A 19,627-nucleotide genomic window follows, 5' to 3' on the forward strand; every position below is an offset into this window, starting at 1 on the left:
GGTCACCGCGGGAAGGTCTGTACGGCCCGCAGCGCGCCCGATGACGAGCCCTCGAACCTGAGGACCTCGCGTGCCTGCTCGTCGGTCAGTTCTCTTCTGCTCAACGCGCTCACGCCGGCGGCCGGCAGGCAATCGTGGTCCTGGCTCATCCACATTCCCAGCATCGGCGCGGTGTTGGACGGCAGCCGCTCGAGGTACCGCATCACCACCGTGTGGTCGTGCGGGCTCCCGGACAGCGACAGCACGAGGTGTCCCTCGTAGCTCACCCGTCCCGCGTAGCTGAGATCGGTGACCTCACCGTCGGGGTGTGTCTCGTGCTGCACGACGACGGCCATGAGCGCGTTCTTGAAACCCGGCCGGATGGTCACGGCCGCGCGGCCGAGGATCACCTGGCCGTGCCGGAACGTGTAGTGGTACTCGTACCAGGTACCCAGCAGATGTTGGTGATCGTTGCGCGCACGCAGGTACCTGATCGGCGACGACCACCAGGTCACCGACGCGCCGACCAGGGCGCCGACGAGAGTCACGATGATCCAGTTGGGTTCCTGCGACAGGGCGATGAGCATGCCGGCTCCCGGTCTGGTCTGGCCCTTCAACCAGTCCACCTGAATCCAGCCTGAAGTCACCTGTCAAACACGAAACCCCTTACGGCTTACGGGCGACACCGCCGAACATCGCGATGTGTGCCGGGTCCGGCCGCGGCTCCGGCTCGTCCTCGGCGCGCCACTCGCTGACCGCGGCCACGCCGGGTTCGACGAGCTCGAGTCCGTCGAAGAGGGCGGTGAACTCGGCCCGGTCCCGCGGCCAGACGTTGGTGATGCCGGCGGCCAGGGCCGCGTCGTAGGCCGCCGCCATCTCCGGACCGAGGAAGTCCTTGGTGGCGTTCGTGATCACCAGGAAGCTGCCGCTGGGGAGGGCGTCCATCAGGGTGCGCACGAGCGGCGCGCCGGCTCCGTACCCCTCGATGAAGTGCAGGACGGCCACCAGCATGAGCGCGACGGGCCGGCCGAGATCGAGGGTCTCCCGCAGGGCCGGGTCCGCGACGATGGCCTCGGGCGACCGCAGGTCGGCCTCGAGGTAGGTGGTTCTGCCCTCCGGCGTGCTGTTCAGCAACGCCCGCGCGTGCACCATGACCATGGGGTCGTTGTCGACGTAGACGACGCGGCTCTCGGGCGCGATGCGCTGCGCGACCTCGTGGGTGTTGTCGGCGGTCGGCAGGCCGGTGCCGATGTCCAGGAACTGCCGGATGCCCGCCTCGGCGACCAGGTAGCGCGTCGCCCGCTGGAGGAAGCGGCGATTCTCCAGCGCCGCGATCCGGGCGGTCGGGAAGGACTTGAGGATCTCGTCCCCGGAGGCGCGGTCGACCGCGAAGTTGTCCTTGCCGCCGAGCCAGTAGTTGTACCGGCGGGCCGGCTGAGCGGTCGAGCTGTCGATCTGGTCGCTCACGGGGACCTCCATGGTGGACTTTGCCGAGCATCGTAGGGCGTCAATGCACGGCACCGCCGCCCCCGCCGGCGCCGAGGTGACCGGGTCGGTGCCGGAAACCGCCGGTCCTGGGCGGTGCCCCGGATTTTCTGGCAAGGTAGTCGGATGAACGCCAAGATCGGTTCCTACCTTGCCCGGTGGACGGCGTGGATTCCGGTGCTGGCCGTCGTGGCGCTCATCCTGACCTGGGGCCGCGAACTGCCGGCGCCGCTTGTGATCATCAGCGGCACGCTGCTGGCCGGCGCGGTGCTCGCGGCCGTGCACCACGCGGAGGTGGTCGCGCACAAGGTCGGCGAGCCCTTCGGCTCGCTGGTCCTGGCCGTCGCCGTCACCGTCATCGAGGTCGCCCTGATCGTCACCCTGATGATCACCGGTCCCGAGAAGTCACAGGCACTTGCCCGCGACACCGTCTTCGCCGCCGTGATGATCACCTGCAACGGCATCCTGGGCCTGTCCCTGCTGGTCGGAGCGGTCCGCCGCCGCTTCGCGGTCTTCAATCCGGAGGGTACGGGCGGAGCACTGGCCGCCGTCGCCACGATCGCCACACTGGGCCTGGTCCTGCCCAGCTTCACCACCAGCCGCCCGGGCGCGCAGTTCTCGCCGGCGCAGCTGGCCTTCGCGGCGGTGGCCTCGCTCGCCCTGTACCTGCTCTTCGTGCTGGTACAGACGCACCGGCACCGCGACTACTTCCTGCCGATCACGACCGCCGGCAAGGTGATCGAGGAAGAGGACCACCTGGAACCGCCCACCGGCCGGGCGGCGATGGCCAGCCTCGGCTTCCTCCTGGTGGCCCTGGTCGCGGTCGTCGGCCTGGCCAAGGGCGTCTCACCCGCGATCGAGACGGGCGTGCTCAAGGCGGGGTGGCCGCCGGCCGTGGTCGGCCTGGTGATCGCCCTGCTGGTGCTGCTCCCGGAGACCATCGCGGCGGTACGCGCCGCCGCCCGCGACCGCATCCAGACCAGCCTGAACCTGGCGCTCGGCTCGGCGATGGCGAGCATCGGCCTGACCATCCCGGCCATCGCGATCGCCATGATCTGGCTGCCGGGCCCGCTGCTGCTCGGCCTGGGCGGCACGCAGATGGTGCTGCTGGCGCTGACCGTGGTGGTGGGCACCCTGACGGTGGTACCGGGCCGCGCGAACGTCCTCCAGGGCGGCATCCACCTGAGCCTGCTGGCGGTCTTCCTCTTCCTCGCCGCCAGCCCGTAGCCCACGAGGCGGATCAGCCGGTCCACCGAAGGAAGCGGTCGAACAGGTCACTGGCCGTCGGCCGCCCCCGGCTCGGAGTGGGAGGGGTGTTCGGCGGCCCAGGCCAGTCGGTCGTCCTCGTCGGAGAGGCTGAGGTCGGCGCCCAACGCGACGCCCAGGCGGGCCGCCGTTTCCGCGGCCGGGTTGCGGCGGCCCGTCTCCAGGTCGTGGAGGTGGCCACGCGAGTAGTGGACCTGCGCGGCCAGCTCACGCAGCGACAGCCCGGCGGTCCGCCTGGCGACTCGGAGCCGTTCGTGCCACATCGGACCACCCCGCTGGTTGACCCATCCCTGCCAGCGATACGGCGCTGTCGGGCAGGACTCGGAACGTCACCTGTCGAGCCAAGGAGGGACGGGCCATTGGGCGGCCGTCTTCAGCAGTCGCATCCGAGCGGCACACCGTTCGGCCTCCTGGGCCGCCGCAGCGGCATCGAGCACCGCCTGTCGTTGCCGCTTGGACCACCGGGTCAATAGCCAGGTCTGCTGCCGCCGTCGCGTCACCGTTCAGCCCGCCCTTGATCAATGGGGACAGCGGCTGAGGTCGAAATGTCAGGACGCCGTCTCCAGACGCAGCGTCGCGCCTCACGCACGGGGAACGGCAGGGTCATCGCGTTGCCATCGTTGGCAACACTGGCGGTGGCAACGCTCAGCTTTCCCGCGGCTCTCACCCCATGCTTCACGAGCGCCGGGACGTAGGGTCGGCTCATGATCGAGTCGCAGCGTGAACGGGTGCCGCTCAATGACGGCGGTGAGCTGGATACGGCGCTGGCGTTTCTGGCTTTTGCGCGGTCCTGTGTGCTGAAGAAGCTGAGTGGGCTGGACGAGGAGCAGGTGCGGCGGCGCCTGGTCGTGTCCGGCACGACGCTGCTGGGGCTGGTGCAGCACCTGGTCGACGCCGAGCGGTACTGGTTCGGATACACATTGGCCGGTGACCCGCGATACGCCGAGGTCACGTTCGACATGGTGGTCGCGCCGGAGCGGTCCGTGGATCAGGTCATCGCGGACTACCGCACCGCTATCGCCGAGAGCGACGCCCACATCCGCGCGGCGGGCGGCCCCGAGGCCCGTACCGCCAACCCGGTGAACGACGAGCCGCGCACGCTGCGCTGGGTGCTCGCCCACGTGACGGGCGAGACGGTCCGGCACGCCGGGCACGCCGATATCCTGCGGGAGCTCATCGACGGCGTGACGGGTCGCTGATCACGCCGACTGGCGTAGTACCAGGGTCGGCTCGTAGATGACCGAGGAGATCCGCATGCTCGGGTCGTCGATCCGGGCCAGCAGCAGCCGCGCGCTCTCGGCCGCCATGTCCTCCAGCGGGTGCCGCACCGTGGTCAGCGCCGGGCTCGCCGCCACCGCCGCGCTGCTGTCGTCGAAGCCCACCATCGCGACGTCGTCCGGCACCCGCCGGCCCGCGTCGCGCAGCGCGAGCAGTGCGCCGAGCGCCATCAGGTCGTTGGCCACGAAGACGCCGTCGATGCCGGGGTTCTCGGCGAGCAGGGCGCGCATCGCGACCTCGCCGCTCTCCTGGGTGAAGTTGCCGGAGGCCAGCGGCACCCAGGCGTGGCCGTGCCGGGCCATCGAGCGGCGGAACCCGGCGATCCGGTCGTTGCTGGCCGGCACGTCCGCCGGGCCCGAGATCATCCCGATCAGCTGGCAGCCGCGTTCGACCAGGTGGTCGGCGGCCAGGGACGCGCCCGTGTCGTTCGCCAGGTCGACGTAGTTGATCGGCACCGGGTCGGCCGGGCGGCCGATCATCACCGCGGGGACGCCCACGTCCGTGAGCATCCGCGGTAGCGGGTCGTGGCCGGGCAGGGACAGCACGATCACGCCGTCCGCCTGGCCGTGGCGCAGGTCGCCGACGAGCCGGGTGCGCTGCTCCTCCGTGCCGACGATCTGGAGGGCGAGCTGGATCCCCGCGGCCCGCAGCACGCTCATCAGGCCGCCGACCACCCGGCCGAAGTACGGGTCCGCGAAGAACCGGCCCATGAACGGGTCGTCGTCGTGCGACTCGGAGTCGGAGACGACGAGCGCCACCGTGCCCGTCCGGCGGGTGACCAGCGAGCGGGCCAGCCGGTTCGGCACGTAGCCGGTCTGGCCGACCGCGTTCCACACCATCTCGTGCAGCTGCGGGTCAACGTTGCGGATGCCGTTGATCACCCGGGACACGGTGGCCCGGGAGACGCCGGCGACCCGGGCCACGTCCTCGAGGGTCGGCAGTCGCTCGCCGACGGGCACCCGCCCGGTGCCGGCGGTCATCGGGTCGCGTTCCGGGTCTGCATAACAGTTTTTATAGCACACGTTGGAGAGCGCTCTCCGAAACGGCCCTGACGGCCCGGTCGCGGGCCGCCGGGTTCCGGATCTGCCTCGGCATATTGACGGACGTGCAACCTTGGCGTAACACTTCGGAAAGCGCTCTCCAAGTACGTCCCGCATCGCCCGGCCGATCCCCGCGTCGCCGTGGCGTGGCGCTCCGCCACGCCGTCATGCCGGCGCCAGGCCGGGTGAGGCACTCGTCCTCATCCCCGGGAGAACTCATGAGATCAGGGAAAAGCCGGCTCAGACGGCTCGTCGCGCCGCTCGGCGTGGCCGCCGTCGTCGGATCGCTGCTGGTGGCGGGGGTCCAGTCGGCGCACGCCGCCGACAGCCTGCTGTCACAGGGCAGGCCGGCCCTCGCCTCCTCGCTGGAGAACGGTGAATCGCCCGCGGCCGCCGCGGTCGACGGCCGCGCGGACACCCGATGGGGCAGCCAGTGGGCCGACCCGCAGTGGCTGCGCGTCGACCTCGGCGCCACCGCGACGGTCACCCAGGTCGTGTTGCAGTGGGAGGCCGCGTACGCGCGGGCCTTCCAGGTGCAGACCTCGCCCGACGGCAACGCCTGGACCACCATCTACAGCACCACGACGGCGACCGGCGGCACCCAGACGCTGGCGGTCAGCGGCTCCGGCCGGTACGTGCGCATGTACGGCACCCAGCGCGGCACCGGCTACGGCTACTCGCTGTACGAGTTCAAGGTGTACGGCACGAGCAGCGCACCGCCGCCGACCGGCGGTGCCGGCTACGTCCTGGCCAACCCGCCGGTCACCGGCGTGGTCCCGTCCACGGCCACCCCGCCGGCGACGAATCCGCCGACGACCCACCACGAGTTCCAGGCGAACTGCTCGGTGAGCCGGTCGAACCTGCCCGACGACCCGATCGTCTTCCCGAACCTGCCGGGCGCCTCGCACTCGCACACGTTCATGGGCAACACCACCACGAACGCGGCGACGACCCTGGCCAGCCTGAACGCGGGCGGGACCTCCTGCATCACGCCGGGTGACAAGACCGGCTACTGGATGCCGACGCTGCTCAACGGCGACACCGCCGTTCAGCCGGTCGGCCGTCAGGTCATCTACTACAAGAGTGGCGTGATCGACTACCGCAGCGTCCGCCCGTCCCCGCCCGGCCTGCGGTACGTCGTGGGCAGCCCGGCGGCGACGCTTGACGAGTTCAAGAACGCGCCCGGCGCGGTCGAGGGCTGGGAGTGCGGCGACAGCGTCCGTAACTGGGACTTCCCGGGTTCGTGCCCGGCGGGCACCCAGCTGAACATCCGCTACCAGGCACCGAGCTGCTGGGACGGCATCTACCTGGACACGCCGGACCACAAGAGCCACATGGCGTACCCGACCGTCGGCGTCTGCCCGGCCAGCCACCCGGTGGCCGTGCCGATGATCGAGTTCAAGATGGCGTTCCCGGTCAGCGGCAACATGTCGAACGTCCGGCTGTCGAGCGGGCGGGCCTACTCGTTCCACTACGACTTCTACAACGCGTGGGACGCGCCGACCCTCAACGCGCTCGTCAACCACTGCATCAGGGGCGGGCTGCAATGCGACCCGCGCGGTTTCGACCAGTACAAGCCGGATCGCGGCGCGGCCCTCAACGAGAACTACGTCCTGCCGTAACAGGAAACGAAATTCGTCCGGGCGTCGAAACCGGCGCCCGGACAATTTCCGGCCACCCGGAAAAAGGAAGCCGGGTGCAATTCTCACTGCCTTTCCGGTGTACGGGTTCAGCGCGCGGCGAGCCTCGGCAGGTACCGCTCCCGGCTGCTGATCACCTGTGCGGCGAGGGTCTTGGTCCGCGGCTCGACGCCGGCCTTCACCTCGCTCTCGGCCAGCTTCACGCCCTGCTCGAAGTGCGCCTTGAGGTGCCCGGCCAGCAGGGCGTCGAACGCCGCGCCCCTGGCCGCGGCCGCCGCGGTGACCTGCTCGGGTGTCACCATGCCCGGCATCGGCATGCCCTTGTGTGGGTTCTCGGACGGCAGTCCTGCCTGGTCGTGCAGTCCTTGCAGGGCGGCCAGCTCCTGGTCGTTGAAGGCCGCGACCTCCGCCGCGAGCGCCTTCGTCGCGGCGTTCGAGCTGTGCGTGGCGACCAGCTCGAGCAGCGGCCGCAGCTCCTCGTTCATGGCGATGTTGATCTCGACCCAGGCGAGGTCGGTGCCGCCGAAGACGCTTGTCGCGGACGGCGCGATTGAGGCCGGCGCCGGCGCGACGGTGCCGCCGTCGCAGGCCGCGGCGCCGAGCAGCACTGCCAGCAGGCAGCCGGTCGCGGCGGTGCGCTGCGCGAGGTTCACGCGAACTCCATTCGAAAGACAAGCGTCTTAGTCTCGGCGCCCCGGCCGGGGGTGTCAACGCGTCGCCGATTTCATTTCCGGAACCTCGGCGTATTGACGTGGAACAACGGCGCCGTAACAATCGATTTACTTGGAGAGCGCTTTCCAAAGATCATTCTGTGGTGGCCTTCTCGATCCCGCCAGCGGGTGCCGCCCCCGTCATGACAGGTAGGACCATGAATCCGATACCGCCGCTCGCGCGCGGGCGCCGAAAGCTGACCGCCCTCGTCGCAGTCCTTGTCACCGCACTGAGCCTGACCGTCGCCGGCCCGTCCCGCGCCGCCGATCCGCTGTTGTCGCAGGGCAAGCCGGCGACGGCGTCCTCTCAGGAGGGTGCCGACGTGACCGCGGCCAAGGCCGTCGACGGTGACGCGGGCACTCGCTGGTCGAGCGTGTTCAGCGACCCGCAGTGGTTGCAGGTCGATCTGGGCGCCACGGCGACGATCAGCCAGGTGGTGTTGCAGTGGGAGGGCGCTTACGGCCGCGCGTACAAGATTCAGACCAGCCCGGACGGCAGTGCCTGGACCGATGTGTACAGCACGACCACCGGGGCCGGTGGCACCGAGACGCTGACGGTGAGCGGGTCCGGCCGGTATGTGCGGATGTACGGGACCGTCCGGGCCAGCGGTTACGGCTACTCGCTGTGGGAGTTCAAGGTCTACGGGACGACGGGTACCACTACACCGCCGGGCAACTGTGGCACCTCGAACGCCGCGCAGGGCAAGCCCGCGACCGCGTCGTCGCAGGAAGGTGCCGACGTGACCGCGGCCAAGGCCGTCGACGGTGACGCGGGCACTCGCTGGTCGAGCGTGTTCAGCGACCCGCAGTGGTTGCAGGTGGACCTGGGTGCCGGCGCCTCGGTCTGTCAGGTGGTGTTGCAGTGGGAAGGCGCTTACGGCAGGGCGTACAAGATTCAGACCAGCCCGGACGGCAGCGCCTGGACCGACGTGTACAGCACGACCACCGGGGCCGGCGGGACCGAGACCCTGACGGTGAGCGGGACCGGCCGGTACATCCGGATGTACGGCACAGTCCGGGCCAGCGGTTATGGCTACTCGCTGTACGAGTTCAAGGTCTTCACCACCGGCGGGACCACCACGCCGCCCGTCGAGACGACCGACCCGCGTAACCCGAACTTCGGCCCGAACGTCAACGTCTTCGACCCGTCGACGCCGGCCGCGACCATCCAGAACCGGTTCAACCAGCTCTTCACCGCCCAGGAGACCAACCAGTTCGGCCCCGAGCGCTACGCCGTGCTGTTCAAGCCCGGCACCTATACCGCCGACGTCAACCTCGGCTTCTTCACCCAGGTCTCGGGCCTCGGCCTCTCTCCCGACGACGTCAACCTCAACGGCCACGTGCGCGTCGAGGCCAACTGGATGAACGGCAACGCCACCCAGAACTTCTGGCGCGTTGCCGAGAACCTGTCCGTCACCCTGCCGGCCGGCACGACCGTCGAGCGGTACGCCGTCTCGCAGGCCGCGCCGTACCGCCGCATGCACCTCCGGGGCGCCGGCAACCAGATCCAGCTCTGGAACGGCGGCGACGGCTGGTCGTCCGGCGGCCTGATGGCCGACACCAAGGTCGACGGCGCGGTCGTCTCCGGCTCGCAGCAGCAGTGGTACTCGCGCAACAGCGAGTTCGGCAGCTGGGCCGGCTCGGTCTGGAACATGGTGTTCCAGGGCGTGCAGGGCGCACCGCCGCCGAACTTCCCGAACCCCTCGCACACGGTCATCGCCACCACCCCGACCGTGCGGGAGAAGCCCTTCCTGTACGTCGACGGCGCCGGCGAGTACAAGGTGTTCGTGCCCGCGCTGCGCCAGAACAGCACCGGCACGAGCTGGTACAACAAGACCCCGGCCGGCTCGTCGATCTCGCTGAGCCAGTTCTTCGTGGTCCGGCCCGGCACCACCGCCGCGACAATGAACGCGGCCCTGGCGCAGGGCCGGCACCTGCTGGTCACCCCGGGCGTCTACAACCTGGACCAGCCGTTGCAGGTGAACCGCGCGGACACCGTGATCCTCGGCCTCGGCCTGGCCACGCTGAAGCCGACCGCGGGCACCGCGGCCGTCAAGATCGCGGACGTCGCGGGCGTCAAGCTGGCGGGCGTGCTGGTCGAGGCCGGCGCGACCAACTCGCCGACGCTGATCGAGGTCGGCCCGGCGGGCTCCACCGCGAACAACGCGGCCAACCCGATCTCGCTGCACGACGTGTTCGTCCGGATCGGCGGCTCCGGCGTCGGCCGGGCGACGAACAGCGTCGTGGTCAACAGCAACCAGGTGATCGGCGACCACCTGTGGCTGTGGCGCGCCGATCACGGCGACGGCGTCGGCTGGTCGGTAAACACCGCCGACCAGGGCCTGGTCGTCAACGGCGCCGACGTCACCATGTACGGCCTGTTCGTCGAGCACTTCCAGAAGTACCAGACGGTCTGGAACGGCGAGCGCGGCCGGACGTACTTCTACCAGAACGAGATGCCGTACGAGATGCCGAACCAGGCGGCCTGGATGAACGGGGCGACCCGCGGCTACGCGGCGTATAAGGTCGCCGACGCGGTGAACACCCACCAGGCCTGGGGCGTCGGCAGCTACTGCGTCTTCACCCTCGACCAGTCGGTGGTGGGTGAGCGCGCGATCGAGGTGCCGGTCAAGGCCGGCATCCGGTTCACCAACATGGTCACGGTCTCCCTGGGCGGCCAGGGCACCATCAACAAGATCATCAACGACAAGGGTGGTACGGCGCAGCGGGGCGCGGAGATCCAGTACCTGACGTCCGGCCCGTAACCACCGCAACAGAATCCCCCTGCGCGCCACGGTGCCACCGAGGCTGTGGCGCGCAGGGGCTTCCATCACCCGCGGCGGGACCCGGGCTGGCGTACCGGAAACCCGGCGCGTTTAGATGGCACCGTGAGCCGATCCGTTCTGCTGCTGGACCTCGACGGGGTATTGAACCCGTTCGCCGCGTCCTCCTGCCCCGACGGTTACCTCGAGCACGAGTTCTACCCGGGCGAGGGACCGGAGCGTTACTGCCCCGCGCACGCCGCCTGGATCACCGAACTGGCCACGGCCGGTGACCTGCACTGGGCGAGCGCCTGGGGCGAGGACGCGAACACGCTCTACGGGACCGTGCTGGGCGTCGAGCCGTTGCCGGTGGTGCCGTTCCCGCCGCTGCCGTTCCCGCCGGAGGCCAAGGTGCCGGCCGTTGCGGCGGTGGCTGGCGACCGCCCGCTCGCCTGGATCGACGACAACCACACCGAGGCCGGGCGCCGGTGGGCCGCCGAGCGATCGGCACCCACCCTGCTGGTGCCGGTCGACTCGGCGATCGGCTGGACCCGCGCCGACGTGGACCGCGTACTGGCCTGGGCCGCCGGACTGGCCGGCTGACCCAGGCCGTCAGGCGTTCTGCCAGAGGCCGATCAGGTTGCCCTCCGTGTCGGTGACGTAGGCCGAGAAGCCCATGTCGCCGACCGGCTGCCGCCCGAGCTTCACCGAGCCGCCCAGCTTCTCCACCCGGGCCAGCGACTCGTCCAGGTCCTCCACACCGATCGTGATGACCGGGCTGGTGATCGGACCCTGCCTGGCGAGCATCCCGCCGTTGATGCCGCCGGTCTCACCGGGCCGTCCCGATTCGTCCGTCGGCGTGGTCGTGACCATCGTGTAACCCATCTGCGGCATGGTCCGCAGCTGCCAGCCGAAGGCCTCGCGGTAGAAGGCGTGTGCCCGGTCGGCGTCGTCGTAGGGAACCTCGAAATGGACCACCTTGTCCATGGCCGCTCCTCAGCGTTGGCGTTCCCCGCCGACGTTAGTGCGTATCGCGCCGGCCGACGCGAAGTTCACGCTCCAGCTCCATGATCACCGCGCGCAGGTCGTCGAGGCGCTGGCTGATCGCGATCCGGTCCAGCTCGTCCGGAATACCGTCGCCGTCCTCGTCGAAGTCCGGGGCGAGGCCCTCGGTCATCTCCAGCCGGCGTACCTCCTCCATCGAGTTCACGATGACCGCGATCAGGATGTTCACCAGCAGGTTCGCCGTGATCAGGACGTAGCTGACGTAGTAGACGAGGGTCCACCGCGAGACCGCGAGCCCCTGCTCGATCAGCTCGGGCAGCGTCTCAAGGGAGAGCAGCACGAAGAGCGTCAGCACGGCCCGGCCGATGTTGCCGTACTCCTCGGGGTAGACGTCCTTGAAGATCAGCCAACCGGCCATCCCGTACACGTAGAGGGTGACCAGCGCGAGCGCGAGGGCGCCGCCGACGCCGGGCAGGCTGCGCAGCAGCGCCGAGACGATGGTGCGCAGGCCGGGGGAGAAGCGCACCAGCCGCAGCACGCGGGCGATCCGGACCACCCGCAGGATCGTCGAGTCGCCGTGCAGGCCGGGCACGAACACGGCCATGGTGACCACGAAATCGAAGACGTTCCAGCCGTTGCGGAAGAAGTCCTGCGGGCGCCGGCCGTACGCCAGGATGCGGATCGCGATCTCGACGACGAACAGGGCGCGGAAGAACAGTTCGAGGCCGTGCAGCAGCGGGCGGGCCTCGCCCAGGTGCGGGTATGTCTCGAGGCCGAGCACGATCGCGTTGGCGCCGATGGCGACGACGATGGAGACCTCGAACAGTCGCGAGCCGGTGATCCGGGCGCTCCAGCGCGCGACCTGAGACATTCACCAACATTACGGTGGGCGCCCCTCGCCGAGTGAGGGGCGCCCACCTTTCCGGTACGGCGGCCACCGCCAGACGTCCGCCGCCGGGTCCGATCGGGTGCTCAGCTCCGGTAGACGCCGAGCTCCCAGAGCGAGTAGCCGTACGCGGTGGCGCGGGCGGTGCCGTTGACCCGGACGTAGCGGCCGGAGCCGGAGATCGCCAGGTCGTCGAAGCCGCCGTTGCCGGCCGTCGCGGTGTAGATCGTGTTCCAGGTGGTGCCGTTGTCGGAGACCTGCACCGTGTATCCCTTGGCGTAGGCCGCCTCCCACGCCAGCAGCACGCGGTTGAACGACTGCACCGAGCCGAGGTCGACCTGTAGCCACGCGGTGTCGACCCATTCGCTGGCCCACCGGGTGCCGTAGTCGCCGTCCACCGCGTACGCGGGAAGCTGCGGCCCGTTCGTGCCGGTCGGCTGGTAGCTGGACGCCGTCGCGGGCCGCCCCCGGGAGAGGTTGGTGCCCGGGATCGTCGGCGGGACCACCCGGAACGAGCGCTGCTCGATGCCCACGTTGCCTTGGCCGTCGTACGCGTACACGTAGACCTTCCAGACGCCGAGCTGCTCGGGTGCCTTCGCCGTGAACGTGCCGTTCGCGCCCGCGGTGAAGACCACATTGGTCAGCCCGGTGCCGCCGGTGATGTGCTTGTTGCTGTACATCAGGTTGTAGCGGATCAGGTCGCCGTTCGGGTCGGTCGCCGCGGCGTTGACCGTGAACGTCCCGCCCGCGGGCACCGCGGTCTGGTTGCTCACCGACATCGAGGTGATCTCCGGCGGGGTGTTCGCCGAGGCCTGCCCGGTGTACGCCTGCCGCAGCGCGTGGTAACCGAGCCGGCGCCAGCCGCCGGTGAACGTGTTGAGCCAGACGCCGCCGAAGTCGTTCTCGAGGCCGTAGTGGAACTCGGTCGCGCCCAGCGCCACGCCCGGGTGCGCCTTGATGGCGTTCCAGCTCGCCGTGTAGCCGGCGCGCTTCTGCAGGTCGGACGGCTCGGTCGGCACCCCGTTGACGTCGTTGGGCACCTCCCACTCGCCGGCCGGGCCGCCCTCGGTGAGGATGTAGGGCTTCGTGTAGCCGCCGTTGATCCAGTCCTGCTTGACGTTGCCGATCGCCCCGTACGAGTTGACGGCGAGCAGGTCCAGGTCCGGCGCGTTCTGCTTGTAGTACGGCCACGCGCCGGTGTACGCGTCCGTCGAGGTGACCGGGTGGTTCGGGTCCGCCGCGTGGATCGCCTGCGCGACCTCGTTGACGTACCGGGCGTAGGCGACCCGCCGCGCCTCGACCTCGGCGGCCGGCAGCCCATGGTCCTGCATGGTCAGGATGACCTCGTTGCCGACGTCCCACATCAGCACGCCCTGCCGGTTCTTGAGCGCGTTGACCCGGGCCACGATCTCGTTCTTCGTGTTCGTCTTGTACGCGGTGTCGTTGACGTAGTCGGCGCCCTGGTTGAGCCAGTGCCCGACGACGACCTTGATGCCCTGCTGGGCGGCCCGGTCGAGCAGCAGCGGGGTGTTGGCGTCGTCGACGCCCCAGATGCGGATCGTGTTGACGCCCATGTTCTTCAGGTCGCGCATGTATCCGTCGGCGGCGGCCTGCGGCGGGCCGTAGGTGAGGCCCCTCAGCTCGTACGGCGCGCCGTTGACGGTGAGCTGCCAGTTGCCCTGCGAGCCGGTGACCCGCACGGTCGACGGCCCGGCCGGGGTGGCCGGGTCGGTCATCGCCGCCGGCGCGGTGCCGGCGGCGCGGGCCACCGTCACGGAGTCGACGCTGAGCACGCCGCCGGAGGTGGTCTCCGGCGTCGGCGTGGTGTAGCCGGCGATGGCGTTCGGCAGCGAGCCGCCGACCGCGAGGTCGAAGCGGAGGAAGAAGCCGTGGTGCACGGCCGCGTTCCACGCCGTGACGCCGACCTGCGACTCGCGCACGACCCAGGTCTGCCGCCCGTCGAGGTAGAAGCGGATCTCCTCGTCGGTCCTGGTCCGGTCGATGATCTGGGTGTACTCGTGGTAGCCGGTCCGGCAGCCGGCGCAGGTGGCGAACCCGCTGCTGCGGCCGTTGTACTCCGCGCACGGCCCGTCGGGCGCGGTGCCGCAGTGCAGGGTCTGCGCCAGCCGGCTGTGCCCGTTGACGTCGGTCATGATGTCGGTCTCGCCGACGCCCGGCCAGTTGTTGTAGTTGCCCCGGTAGGCCGCGCCGGTGGCACGGAAGCCGGGCCAGTAGCCGTCGCCGTTGGCGACGTCGGGCTGCCGCAGGACCGCGGTGAACTTGGTCTGCTGCCCGGCGAGCGGCTCGAAGTCGGTGCGCTGGGTCTCGATCCGGCCGGACGTCCAGTTGCCGGCGCCGTCGCGGATCGCCCTGATGTTGAGCTTGCCGGCGCCGTCGAGGTAGACGTTGGCGGTCGAGTTGCTGGCGGTCTCGACCTCGCCGGTGCCCCAGTTCGCGGCACCGCCCGGGTACTGGGTGCCGGTGCGCAGCAGCCAGTTCGCCGGGTTGGGCGAGGTGTTGGCGGCGCCGGAGAAGTCATCGGTCCAGACCGTGGTGAAGTCGCCGGGGATGGTCGGCGGGGTGGTCGGGTCCGTCGGCGGTGTGGTGGTTCCGCCGGTGGTGAAGACCTTGAACTCGTACAGCGAGTAACCGTAACCGCTGGCCCGGACTGTGCCGTACATCCGGATGTACCGGCCGGTCCCGCTCACCGTCAGGGTCTCGGTCCCGCCGGCCCCGGTGGTCGTGCTGTACACGTCGGTCCAGGCGCTGCCGTCCGGGCTGGTCTGGATCTTGTACGCCCTGCCGTGAGCGCCTTCCCACTGCAACACCACCTGACAGACCGAGGCGCCGGCACCCAGGTCCACCTGCAACCACTGCGGGTCGCTGAACACGCTCGACCAGCGAGTGCCCGCGTCACCGTCGACGGCCTTGGCCGCGGTCACGTCCGCGCCTTCCTGCGACGACGCGGTCGCGGGCTTGCCCTGCGCGGCGTTCGAGGTGCCACAGTTGCCCGGCGGTGTAGTGGTACCCGTCGTCCCGTAGACCTTGAACTCCCACAGCGAGTAGCCGTAACCGCTGGCCCGGACGGTCCCGTACATCCGCACATACCGGCCGGACCCGCTCACCGTCAGCGTCTCGGTGCCACCGGCCCCGGTGGTCGTGCTGTACACATCGGTCCAGGCACTGCCGTCCGGGCTGGTCTGAATCTTGTACGCCCTGCCGTAAGCGCCCTCCCACTGCAACACCACCTGGCTGATCGTCGCCGTGGCGCCCAGATCGACCTGCAACCACTGCGGATCGCTGAACACGCTCGACCAGCGAGTGCCCGCGTCACCGTCGACCGCCTTGGCCGCGGTCACGTCGGCACCCTCCTGAGAGGACGCCGTCGCCGGCTTGCCCTGCGACAGCAACGAATCGGCGGCCTGCGCGGAGAGCTGCACGACGCCCAGATAGGCGACGACGACGGCGAGCACGGTGACGGGGATCAGCCGGCGCCATCGGCGGGGTCTTGGCGGGGAAGTAGCCGTATGCACGGGAAACTCCTGACGATCGGGGACGGAGTCACTTGGGAACGGGGATTCATGGAGAGCGCTCTCCACGCATGCCGCAGTGTTACGCCCGCTTTTCTTTCGTGTCAATAGCTGGGCTTCGATGGCCGGAAAGTCGCTATGACTTTGCGGTCTAATGCCGCTTATCGGATCTCGATCTCTTGACATTGGACGGACGGAGGACGATTTTGGAGGGCACTTGGAGAGCGCTCTCCAAGAGTGGCCGGCGGTCCGCGCCGCCGGTCACGCCGGAATTTCCGCAGGCGCATGTCGAGAACCGCGCCCGGCCTCCGACTCACCGGTGGCAGCGACCCCGCCGGGGCGCCCGCGAGCTGGGAGACTGAGCCATGAAATACATGCTGATGATGTTCGGCGACGGCGCGACGATGATGCAGACCCGCAGCCCGGAGTGGGTCACCGAGATGATGGCGTTCATGGAGACCTTCATCGCCGACCTGGAGAAGACCGGCGAGCTCGTCACGGCCGAGGGCCTCGCGGATCCGAGCTCGGCCAAGACGGTGAGCCTGGTCGACGGCCAGGTCGTGGTCACCGACGGGCCGTTCGCGGAGGCGAAGGAGTCGCTGGCCGGATACTGGATCCTCGAGGTCGCCGACGAGCGGCGCGCGATCGAACGGGCCGGCGAGGTCGTCGTCTGGGCCGACCGGGTCGAGCTGCGCGAGGTCGCCGCCGGCCCGCCCGAGCAGTGAGCGCCGAGACACCCGAGTTCGAGGGCCTGCTGCGCGAGCTCGCGCCGCAGGCCCTCGGGGCGCTCGTGCGCCGGTACGGCCAGTTCGACGCGGCCGAGGACGCCGTGCAGGAGGCACTGCTCGCCGCCGCGCTCAAGTGGCCGGTCGAGGGGCTGCCCGACAATCCCCGCTCGTGGCTGATCACCGTGGCCGGGCGGCGCCTGGTCGACGAGTGGCGCAGCGAGAGCGCCCGCCGGGCCCGCGAGGAGAACGTGGCGCTGCTCGAACCGGCCGGGGCGGCCGCCGCCCCGGAGCGGGACGACACCCTCACGCTGCTGTTCCTGTGCTGCCATCCGTCGCTGTCCGGGCCCTCGCAGCTCGCGCTGACGCTGCGCGCGGTCGGCGGCCTGAGCACCGCCGAGATCGCCCGCGCCTTCCTCGTGCCCGAGGCGACGATGGCGCAGCGGATCAGCCGGGCCAAGCAGCGGATCCGGACCAGCGGGCTCGGCTTCGAGGAGCCGCCGCCCGGCGAGCGCGCCGAGCGGCTCGCCGTCGTGCGGCAGGTGCTCTACCTGGTCTTCAACGAGGGCTACACGACAAGCGCCGGGCAGCAGCTACAGCGCGCCGACCTGACCACCGAGGCGATCCGGCTGACCCGGATGCTCCACCGGCTGGCGCCCGGCGACGGCGAGACGGCGGGGCTGCTCGCGCTCATGCTGCTCACCGACGCCCGGCGGGCCGCGCGCACCGACGCGCACGGCGCCCTGGTGCCGCTGGACGAGCAGGACCGGACGTCGTGGAACGCCGCGTTCATCGCCGAGGGGGTCGCGCTGGTCTCCGCCACGCTCGGCCGGGGGCCGCTGGGCCCGTACCAGTTGCAGGCCGCCATCGCCGCGCTGCACGACGAGGCCGCCACCGCCGAGGAGACCGACTGGCCGCAGATCCTCGCCCTGTACGAGGTCCTCGAGCGGGTCTCGCCGGGTCCGGTGGTGACCCTGAACCGGGCGGTGGCCGTCGCCCGGGCGCGCGGGCCGCTGGCCGGGCTGGCCGTGCTCGCCGACCTCGACGGCGACGATCGGATGGCCGGCAACCACCGGCTGGAATCCGTCCGCGCGCACCTGCTCGAGCTGGCCGGGGACCACGCGGCCGCGCACGCCTGCTACATCCGGGCCGCCGGCATGACGGCCAGCCTGCCCGAGCAGCGCTACCTGACGCTGCGGGCGGCGGCGCTGGCGACCCGTACAACATCCGAACATTGACCGGTGCGCCACCCGGGCAGAATGGGGCGGTGAGCGAAGCTTCCGCCAAGGGCCTGATCCTGCTCGTCGAGGACGAGCGGCCGATCGCGGACCTGGTCCGGCTCTACCTGACCCGGGACGGCTTCGGGGTGCACGTCGAGCACGACGGCGTGGCCGGGCTGGCGGCCGCCCGGCGGATGCGCCCGGTCGCCTGCGTGCTGGACATCGCGCTACCGGGTCTCGAGGGCACCGAGATCTGCCGGCGGCTGCGCGAGGAGGGCGACTGGACCCCGGTCGTCTTCCTCACCGCCCGCGACGACGAGGTCGACCGGATCCTCGGCCTCGAACTCGGCGGCGACGACTACCTGACCAAGCCGTTCAGCCCGCGCGAGCTGGTTGCCCGGGTGCGGGCGCTGCTGCGCCGGGCCGCCGGGCCGCCCGACGGTGGCCGGGTGCGCACCCTCGGGCCGCTGCTGCTCGACCCCGGCCGGCGGCTGGTCACCGTGGACGGCGCCGCGCTCTCGCTCACCCCCACCGAGTTCGACCTGCTCGGACACCTGCTCGGCCGGCCGGGGCGGGTTTTCACCCGGGAGGAGCTGCTGGCCAGCGTCTGGGGGTACGCGTCGCATGCCGGCACCCGTACGGTCGATGTGCACGTGGCCCAGGTCCGCGCGAAGCTCGGGCCGGCCGCGAACCTGATCCGCACGGTCCGCGGCGTCGGCTACACCGCCGATGCGTAAATTCCTCGGCACGCTGTCCGGGCGGATCGTCCTGGTCACCGCCGCCACCGCGGTCGTCGCCGTCATCGTCACCGCGCTGGTGGCGCTCCCCATCGCCGTGCGTTCGGCGAACAGCGCGGCCCGCCGGGACCTGGTGGAGAAGTCCGCCCTCGCCGTCGAGTTGCTCACCACCGAGCGCCAGGTCGCCCGCGAGCGGATCGTCTCGCGGCTGCGCGAGGACGGCGTCGACGTCTACCTGATCAGGCGCGGTGCCGTCGACCGCGCGGGGCTGCCGGACCAGGTGATCACCCAGGTGGCCAGCGGCGCGGAGGTCGACACCCGGGCCATCGTCGGCGGCCAGCCGGTCATGATCGTCGGGCGCCCGCTGCGCGGCGTCGACAGCGGCGTGGTGCTCACCCGCGACACGGCGTCCGGCACCGCGGGCCGGGTGCTCCGCGGCGTCTGGCTCGCGCTGCTCGCCGGGCTGGTCGGCGGCGTGCTCGCCGGCGCGCTGCTGGCGCGCTTCATCGCCCGGCCGCTGCGCCACGCGGCGGTGGCCGCGAGCCTGCTGTCGGCCGGCGACCGGTCCGTGCGCCTCGCGGTCCGGCCGCCCGAGGAGGTCGCCGAGCTGGCCTCGGCGCTCAACCACCTCGGCGCGGCGCTCCAGATCAGCGAGGGCCGCGAGCGCGACTTCCTGCTCTCGGTCTCGCACGAGCTGCGCACGCCGCTCTCCACGATCCGGGGGTACGCCGAGGCGCTCGCCGACGGAGTGATCGGCGCGGACGGCGCGCCGCGCGCGGGGGAGACCATGCTCGCCGAGGCGGACCGGCTCGACCGGCTCATCTCGGACCTGCTGGTGCTCGCCCGGCTCGAGGCCGCGGACCTGCCGGTCGACGTCGTGCCGGTGGACCTGGTCGACCTGGTCGGCTCCGCCGCCGAGGCGTGGGCGACGCGCTGCGTGCCGGACGGGCCGCGCCTGCTCACCGAGCTGCCGCCGGAGTCCATCGTGGTCGACACCGATCCTGGCCGGATCCGCCAGGTCATCGACGGGCTCTGCGAGAACGCGCTGCGGGTGGTGCCGGCCGGCGCCCCGCTCGTGCTGGCGGTGCGGGCCGGCGAGCACGGCGGGGTTGTCGAGATCCGTGACGGCGGCCCCGGCTTCACCGACGAGGACCTGTCCGTGGCCTTCCAGCGCGGCGCCCTGCACCGGCGCTACCGGGGTATCCGCAAGACCGGCAGCGGCCTCGGTCTGGCACTCGCGGCCCGGCTGGTCGGCCGGCTGGGCGGCGCGATCGCGGCCGGCCACGCACCCGAGGGCGGCGCGATGTTCACCGTGACGCTCCCTTACACAGCCCGAACATGACGCTGACCCGGCCCGTGCAACC

Annotated in this window: 17 protein-coding genes; 9 read left to right on the top strand and 8 right to left on the bottom strand. The window is 70.8% G+C overall.

Annotated elements, in window-relative coordinates; genetic code table 11:
* Window positions 1-2 precede the first annotated feature (2 nt).
* Window positions 3-566, bottom strand: a complete 564-nt coding sequence (locus tag BJ971_RS07880; protein WP_184991176.1) for a hypothetical protein — start codon at window positions 564-566, stop codon at window positions 3-5.
* Window positions 567-645: 79 nt separating this feature from the next.
* The gene (locus BJ971_RS07885) at window positions 646-1,458 is read right to left on the bottom strand and encodes an SAM-dependent methyltransferase (protein WP_184991178.1); all 813 of its coding nucleotides are present in this window, start codon (window positions 1,456-1,458) and stop codon (window positions 646-648) included.
* A 132-nt stretch (window positions 1,459-1,590) separates the two neighbouring features.
* On the opposite strand from BJ971_RS07885, the gene BJ971_RS07890 reads away from it, so the two are divergent.
* Window positions 1,591-2,691: a calcium:cation antiporter gene (locus tag BJ971_RS07890; RefSeq protein WP_184991180.1), complete on the top strand. Its 1,101-nt coding sequence runs from the start codon at window positions 1,591-1,593 to the stop codon at window positions 2,689-2,691.
* A gap of 47 nt (window positions 2,692-2,738) precedes the next feature.
* Here the strand turns inward: BJ971_RS07890 and BJ971_RS07895 are convergent, their stop codons facing one another.
* Complete coding sequence (locus BJ971_RS07895; protein ID WP_184991182.1) at window positions 2,739-2,993, bottom strand: helix-turn-helix domain-containing protein; 255 nt, start codon at window positions 2,991-2,993, stop codon at window positions 2,739-2,741.
* A 441-nt stretch (window positions 2,994-3,434) separates the two neighbouring features.
* Between BJ971_RS07895 and BJ971_RS07900 the strand changes: the two genes are divergently transcribed.
* Window positions 3,435-3,929, top strand: a complete 495-nt coding sequence (locus BJ971_RS07900; protein WP_184991184.1) for a DinB family protein — start codon at window positions 3,435-3,437, stop codon at window positions 3,927-3,929.
* Here the strand turns inward: BJ971_RS07900 and BJ971_RS07905 are convergent, their stop codons facing one another.
* Window positions 3,930-4,988, bottom strand: coding sequence for a LacI family DNA-binding transcriptional regulator (locus BJ971_RS07905; RefSeq protein WP_184991186.1), 1,059 nt, complete (start codon window positions 4,986-4,988; stop codon window positions 3,930-3,932).
* A 278-nt stretch (window positions 4,989-5,266) separates the two neighbouring features.
* Between BJ971_RS07905 and BJ971_RS07910 the strand changes: the two genes are divergently transcribed.
* Window positions 5,267-6,670, top strand: a complete 1,404-nt coding sequence (locus BJ971_RS07910) for a DUF1996 domain-containing protein (RefSeq protein WP_184991188.1) — start codon at window positions 5,267-5,269, stop codon at window positions 6,668-6,670.
* Window positions 6,671-6,777: 107 nt separating this feature from the next.
* Here the strand turns inward: BJ971_RS07910 and BJ971_RS07915 are convergent, their stop codons facing one another.
* Window positions 6,778-7,341, bottom strand: a complete 564-nt coding sequence (locus tag BJ971_RS07915) for a DUF305 domain-containing protein (RefSeq protein ID WP_184991190.1) — start codon at window positions 7,339-7,341, stop codon at window positions 6,778-6,780.
* A gap of 215 nt (window positions 7,342-7,556) precedes the next feature.
* Between BJ971_RS07915 and BJ971_RS07920 the strand changes: the two genes are divergently transcribed.
* Complete coding sequence (locus BJ971_RS07920) at window positions 7,557-10,163, top strand: discoidin domain-containing protein (protein WP_184991192.1); 2,607 nt, start codon at window positions 7,557-7,559, stop codon at window positions 10,161-10,163.
* Between the two features lie 123 nt (window positions 10,164-10,286).
* Window positions 10,287-10,763 carry a hypothetical protein gene (locus BJ971_RS07925; protein WP_239087915.1) on the top strand — a complete coding sequence of 159 codons (477 nt, stop codon included), beginning with the start codon at window positions 10,287-10,289 and terminating at the stop codon, window positions 10,761-10,763.
* A 9-nt stretch (window positions 10,764-10,772) separates the two neighbouring features.
* On the opposite strand, the gene BJ971_RS07930 is transcribed toward BJ971_RS07925, so the two are convergent.
* From BJ971_RS07930 to BJ971_RS07940, 3 genes are all read right to left on the bottom strand, one after another.
* The gene (locus tag BJ971_RS07930; RefSeq protein WP_184991194.1) at window positions 10,773-11,147 is read right to left on the bottom strand and encodes a VOC family protein; all 375 of its coding nucleotides are present in this window, start codon (window positions 11,145-11,147) and stop codon (window positions 10,773-10,775) included.
* Between the two features lie 34 nt (window positions 11,148-11,181).
* On the bottom strand, window positions 11,182-12,036 hold the full coding sequence (locus tag BJ971_RS07935) for an ion transporter (protein ID WP_184991196.1): 855 nt from the start codon (window positions 12,034-12,036) through the stop codon (window positions 11,182-11,184).
* Window positions 12,037-12,137: 101 nt separating this feature from the next.
* On the bottom strand, window positions 12,138-15,584 hold the full coding sequence (locus BJ971_RS07940; RefSeq protein WP_377921812.1) for a galactose-binding domain-containing protein: 3,447 nt from the start codon (window positions 15,582-15,584) through the stop codon (window positions 12,138-12,140).
* Window positions 15,585-15,946: 362 nt separating this feature from the next.
* Here BJ971_RS07940 and BJ971_RS07945 point away from each other — a divergent pair, with 362 nt between their 5' ends.
* The 4 genes from BJ971_RS07945 to BJ971_RS07960 are packed head-to-tail and all read left to right on the top strand — an operon-like array spanning window position 15,947 to window position 19,605.
* Entirely contained in the window at window positions 15,947-16,306 is a 360-nt protein-coding gene (locus BJ971_RS07945) for a YciI family protein (protein ID WP_184991198.1), read from the top strand.
* On the top strand, window positions 16,303-17,544 hold the full coding sequence (locus BJ971_RS07950) for an RNA polymerase sigma factor (protein WP_184991200.1): 1,242 nt from the start codon (window positions 16,303-16,305) through the stop codon (window positions 17,542-17,544). Before BJ971_RS07945 ends, BJ971_RS07950 begins: the two co-directional genes overlap by 4 nt.
* A gap of 29 nt (window positions 17,545-17,573) precedes the next feature.
* Window positions 17,574-18,263, top strand: coding sequence for a response regulator transcription factor (locus BJ971_RS07955; RefSeq protein ID WP_184991202.1), 690 nt, complete (start codon window positions 17,574-17,576; stop codon window positions 18,261-18,263).
* Complete coding sequence (locus BJ971_RS07960; protein ID WP_184991204.1) at window positions 18,256-19,605, top strand: HAMP domain-containing sensor histidine kinase; 1,350 nt, start codon at window positions 18,256-18,258, stop codon at window positions 19,603-19,605. The genes BJ971_RS07955 and BJ971_RS07960 overlap by 8 nt, the downstream gene beginning before the upstream one ends.
* Window positions 19,606-19,627 lie beyond the last annotated feature (22 nt).

Source organism: Amorphoplanes digitatis, assembly GCF_014205335.1.
Lineage (GTDB): Bacteria > Actinomycetota > Actinomycetes > Mycobacteriales > Micromonosporaceae > Actinoplanes > Actinoplanes digitatus.

Excerpts from the sequence above, each read along its gene's own strand:
- BJ971_RS07880 (WP_184991176.1), bottom strand. The coding sequence starts at position 566 with ATGCTCATCGCCCTGTCGCAGGAACCCAACTGGATCATCGTGACTCTC.
- BJ971_RS07885 (WP_184991178.1), bottom strand. The coding sequence starts at position 1,458 with ATGGAGGTCCCCGTGAGCGACCAGATCGACAGCTCGACCGCTCAGCCG.
- BJ971_RS07890 (WP_184991180.1), top strand. The coding sequence starts at position 1,591 with ATGAACGCCAAGATCGGTTCCTACCTTGCCCGGTGGACGGCGTGGATT.
- BJ971_RS07895 (WP_184991182.1), bottom strand. The coding sequence starts at position 2,993 with ATGTGGCACGAACGGCTCCGAGTCGCCAGGCGGACCGCCGGGCTGTCG.
- BJ971_RS07900 (WP_184991184.1), top strand. The coding sequence starts at position 3,435 with ATGATCGAGTCGCAGCGTGAACGGGTGCCGCTCAATGACGGCGGTGAG.
- BJ971_RS07905 (WP_184991186.1), bottom strand. The coding sequence starts at position 4,988 with ATGACCGCCGGCACCGGGCGGGTGCCCGTCGGCGAGCGACTGCCGACC.
- BJ971_RS07910 (WP_184991188.1), top strand. The coding sequence starts at position 5,267 with ATGAGATCAGGGAAAAGCCGGCTCAGACGGCTCGTCGCGCCGCTCGGC.
- BJ971_RS07920 (WP_184991192.1), top strand. The coding sequence starts at position 7,557 with ATGAATCCGATACCGCCGCTCGCGCGCGGGCGCCGAAAGCTGACCGCC.
- BJ971_RS07930 (WP_184991194.1), bottom strand. The coding sequence starts at position 11,147 with ATGGACAAGGTGGTCCATTTCGAGGTTCCCTACGACGACGCCGACCGG.
- BJ971_RS07935 (WP_184991196.1), bottom strand. The coding sequence starts at position 12,036 with ATGTCTCAGGTCGCGCGCTGGAGCGCCCGGATCACCGGCTCGCGACTG.
- BJ971_RS07945 (WP_184991198.1), top strand. The coding sequence starts at position 15,947 with ATGAAATACATGCTGATGATGTTCGGCGACGGCGCGACGATGATGCAG.
- BJ971_RS07960 (WP_184991204.1), top strand. The coding sequence starts at position 18,256 with ATGCGTAAATTCCTCGGCACGCTGTCCGGGCGGATCGTCCTGGTCACC.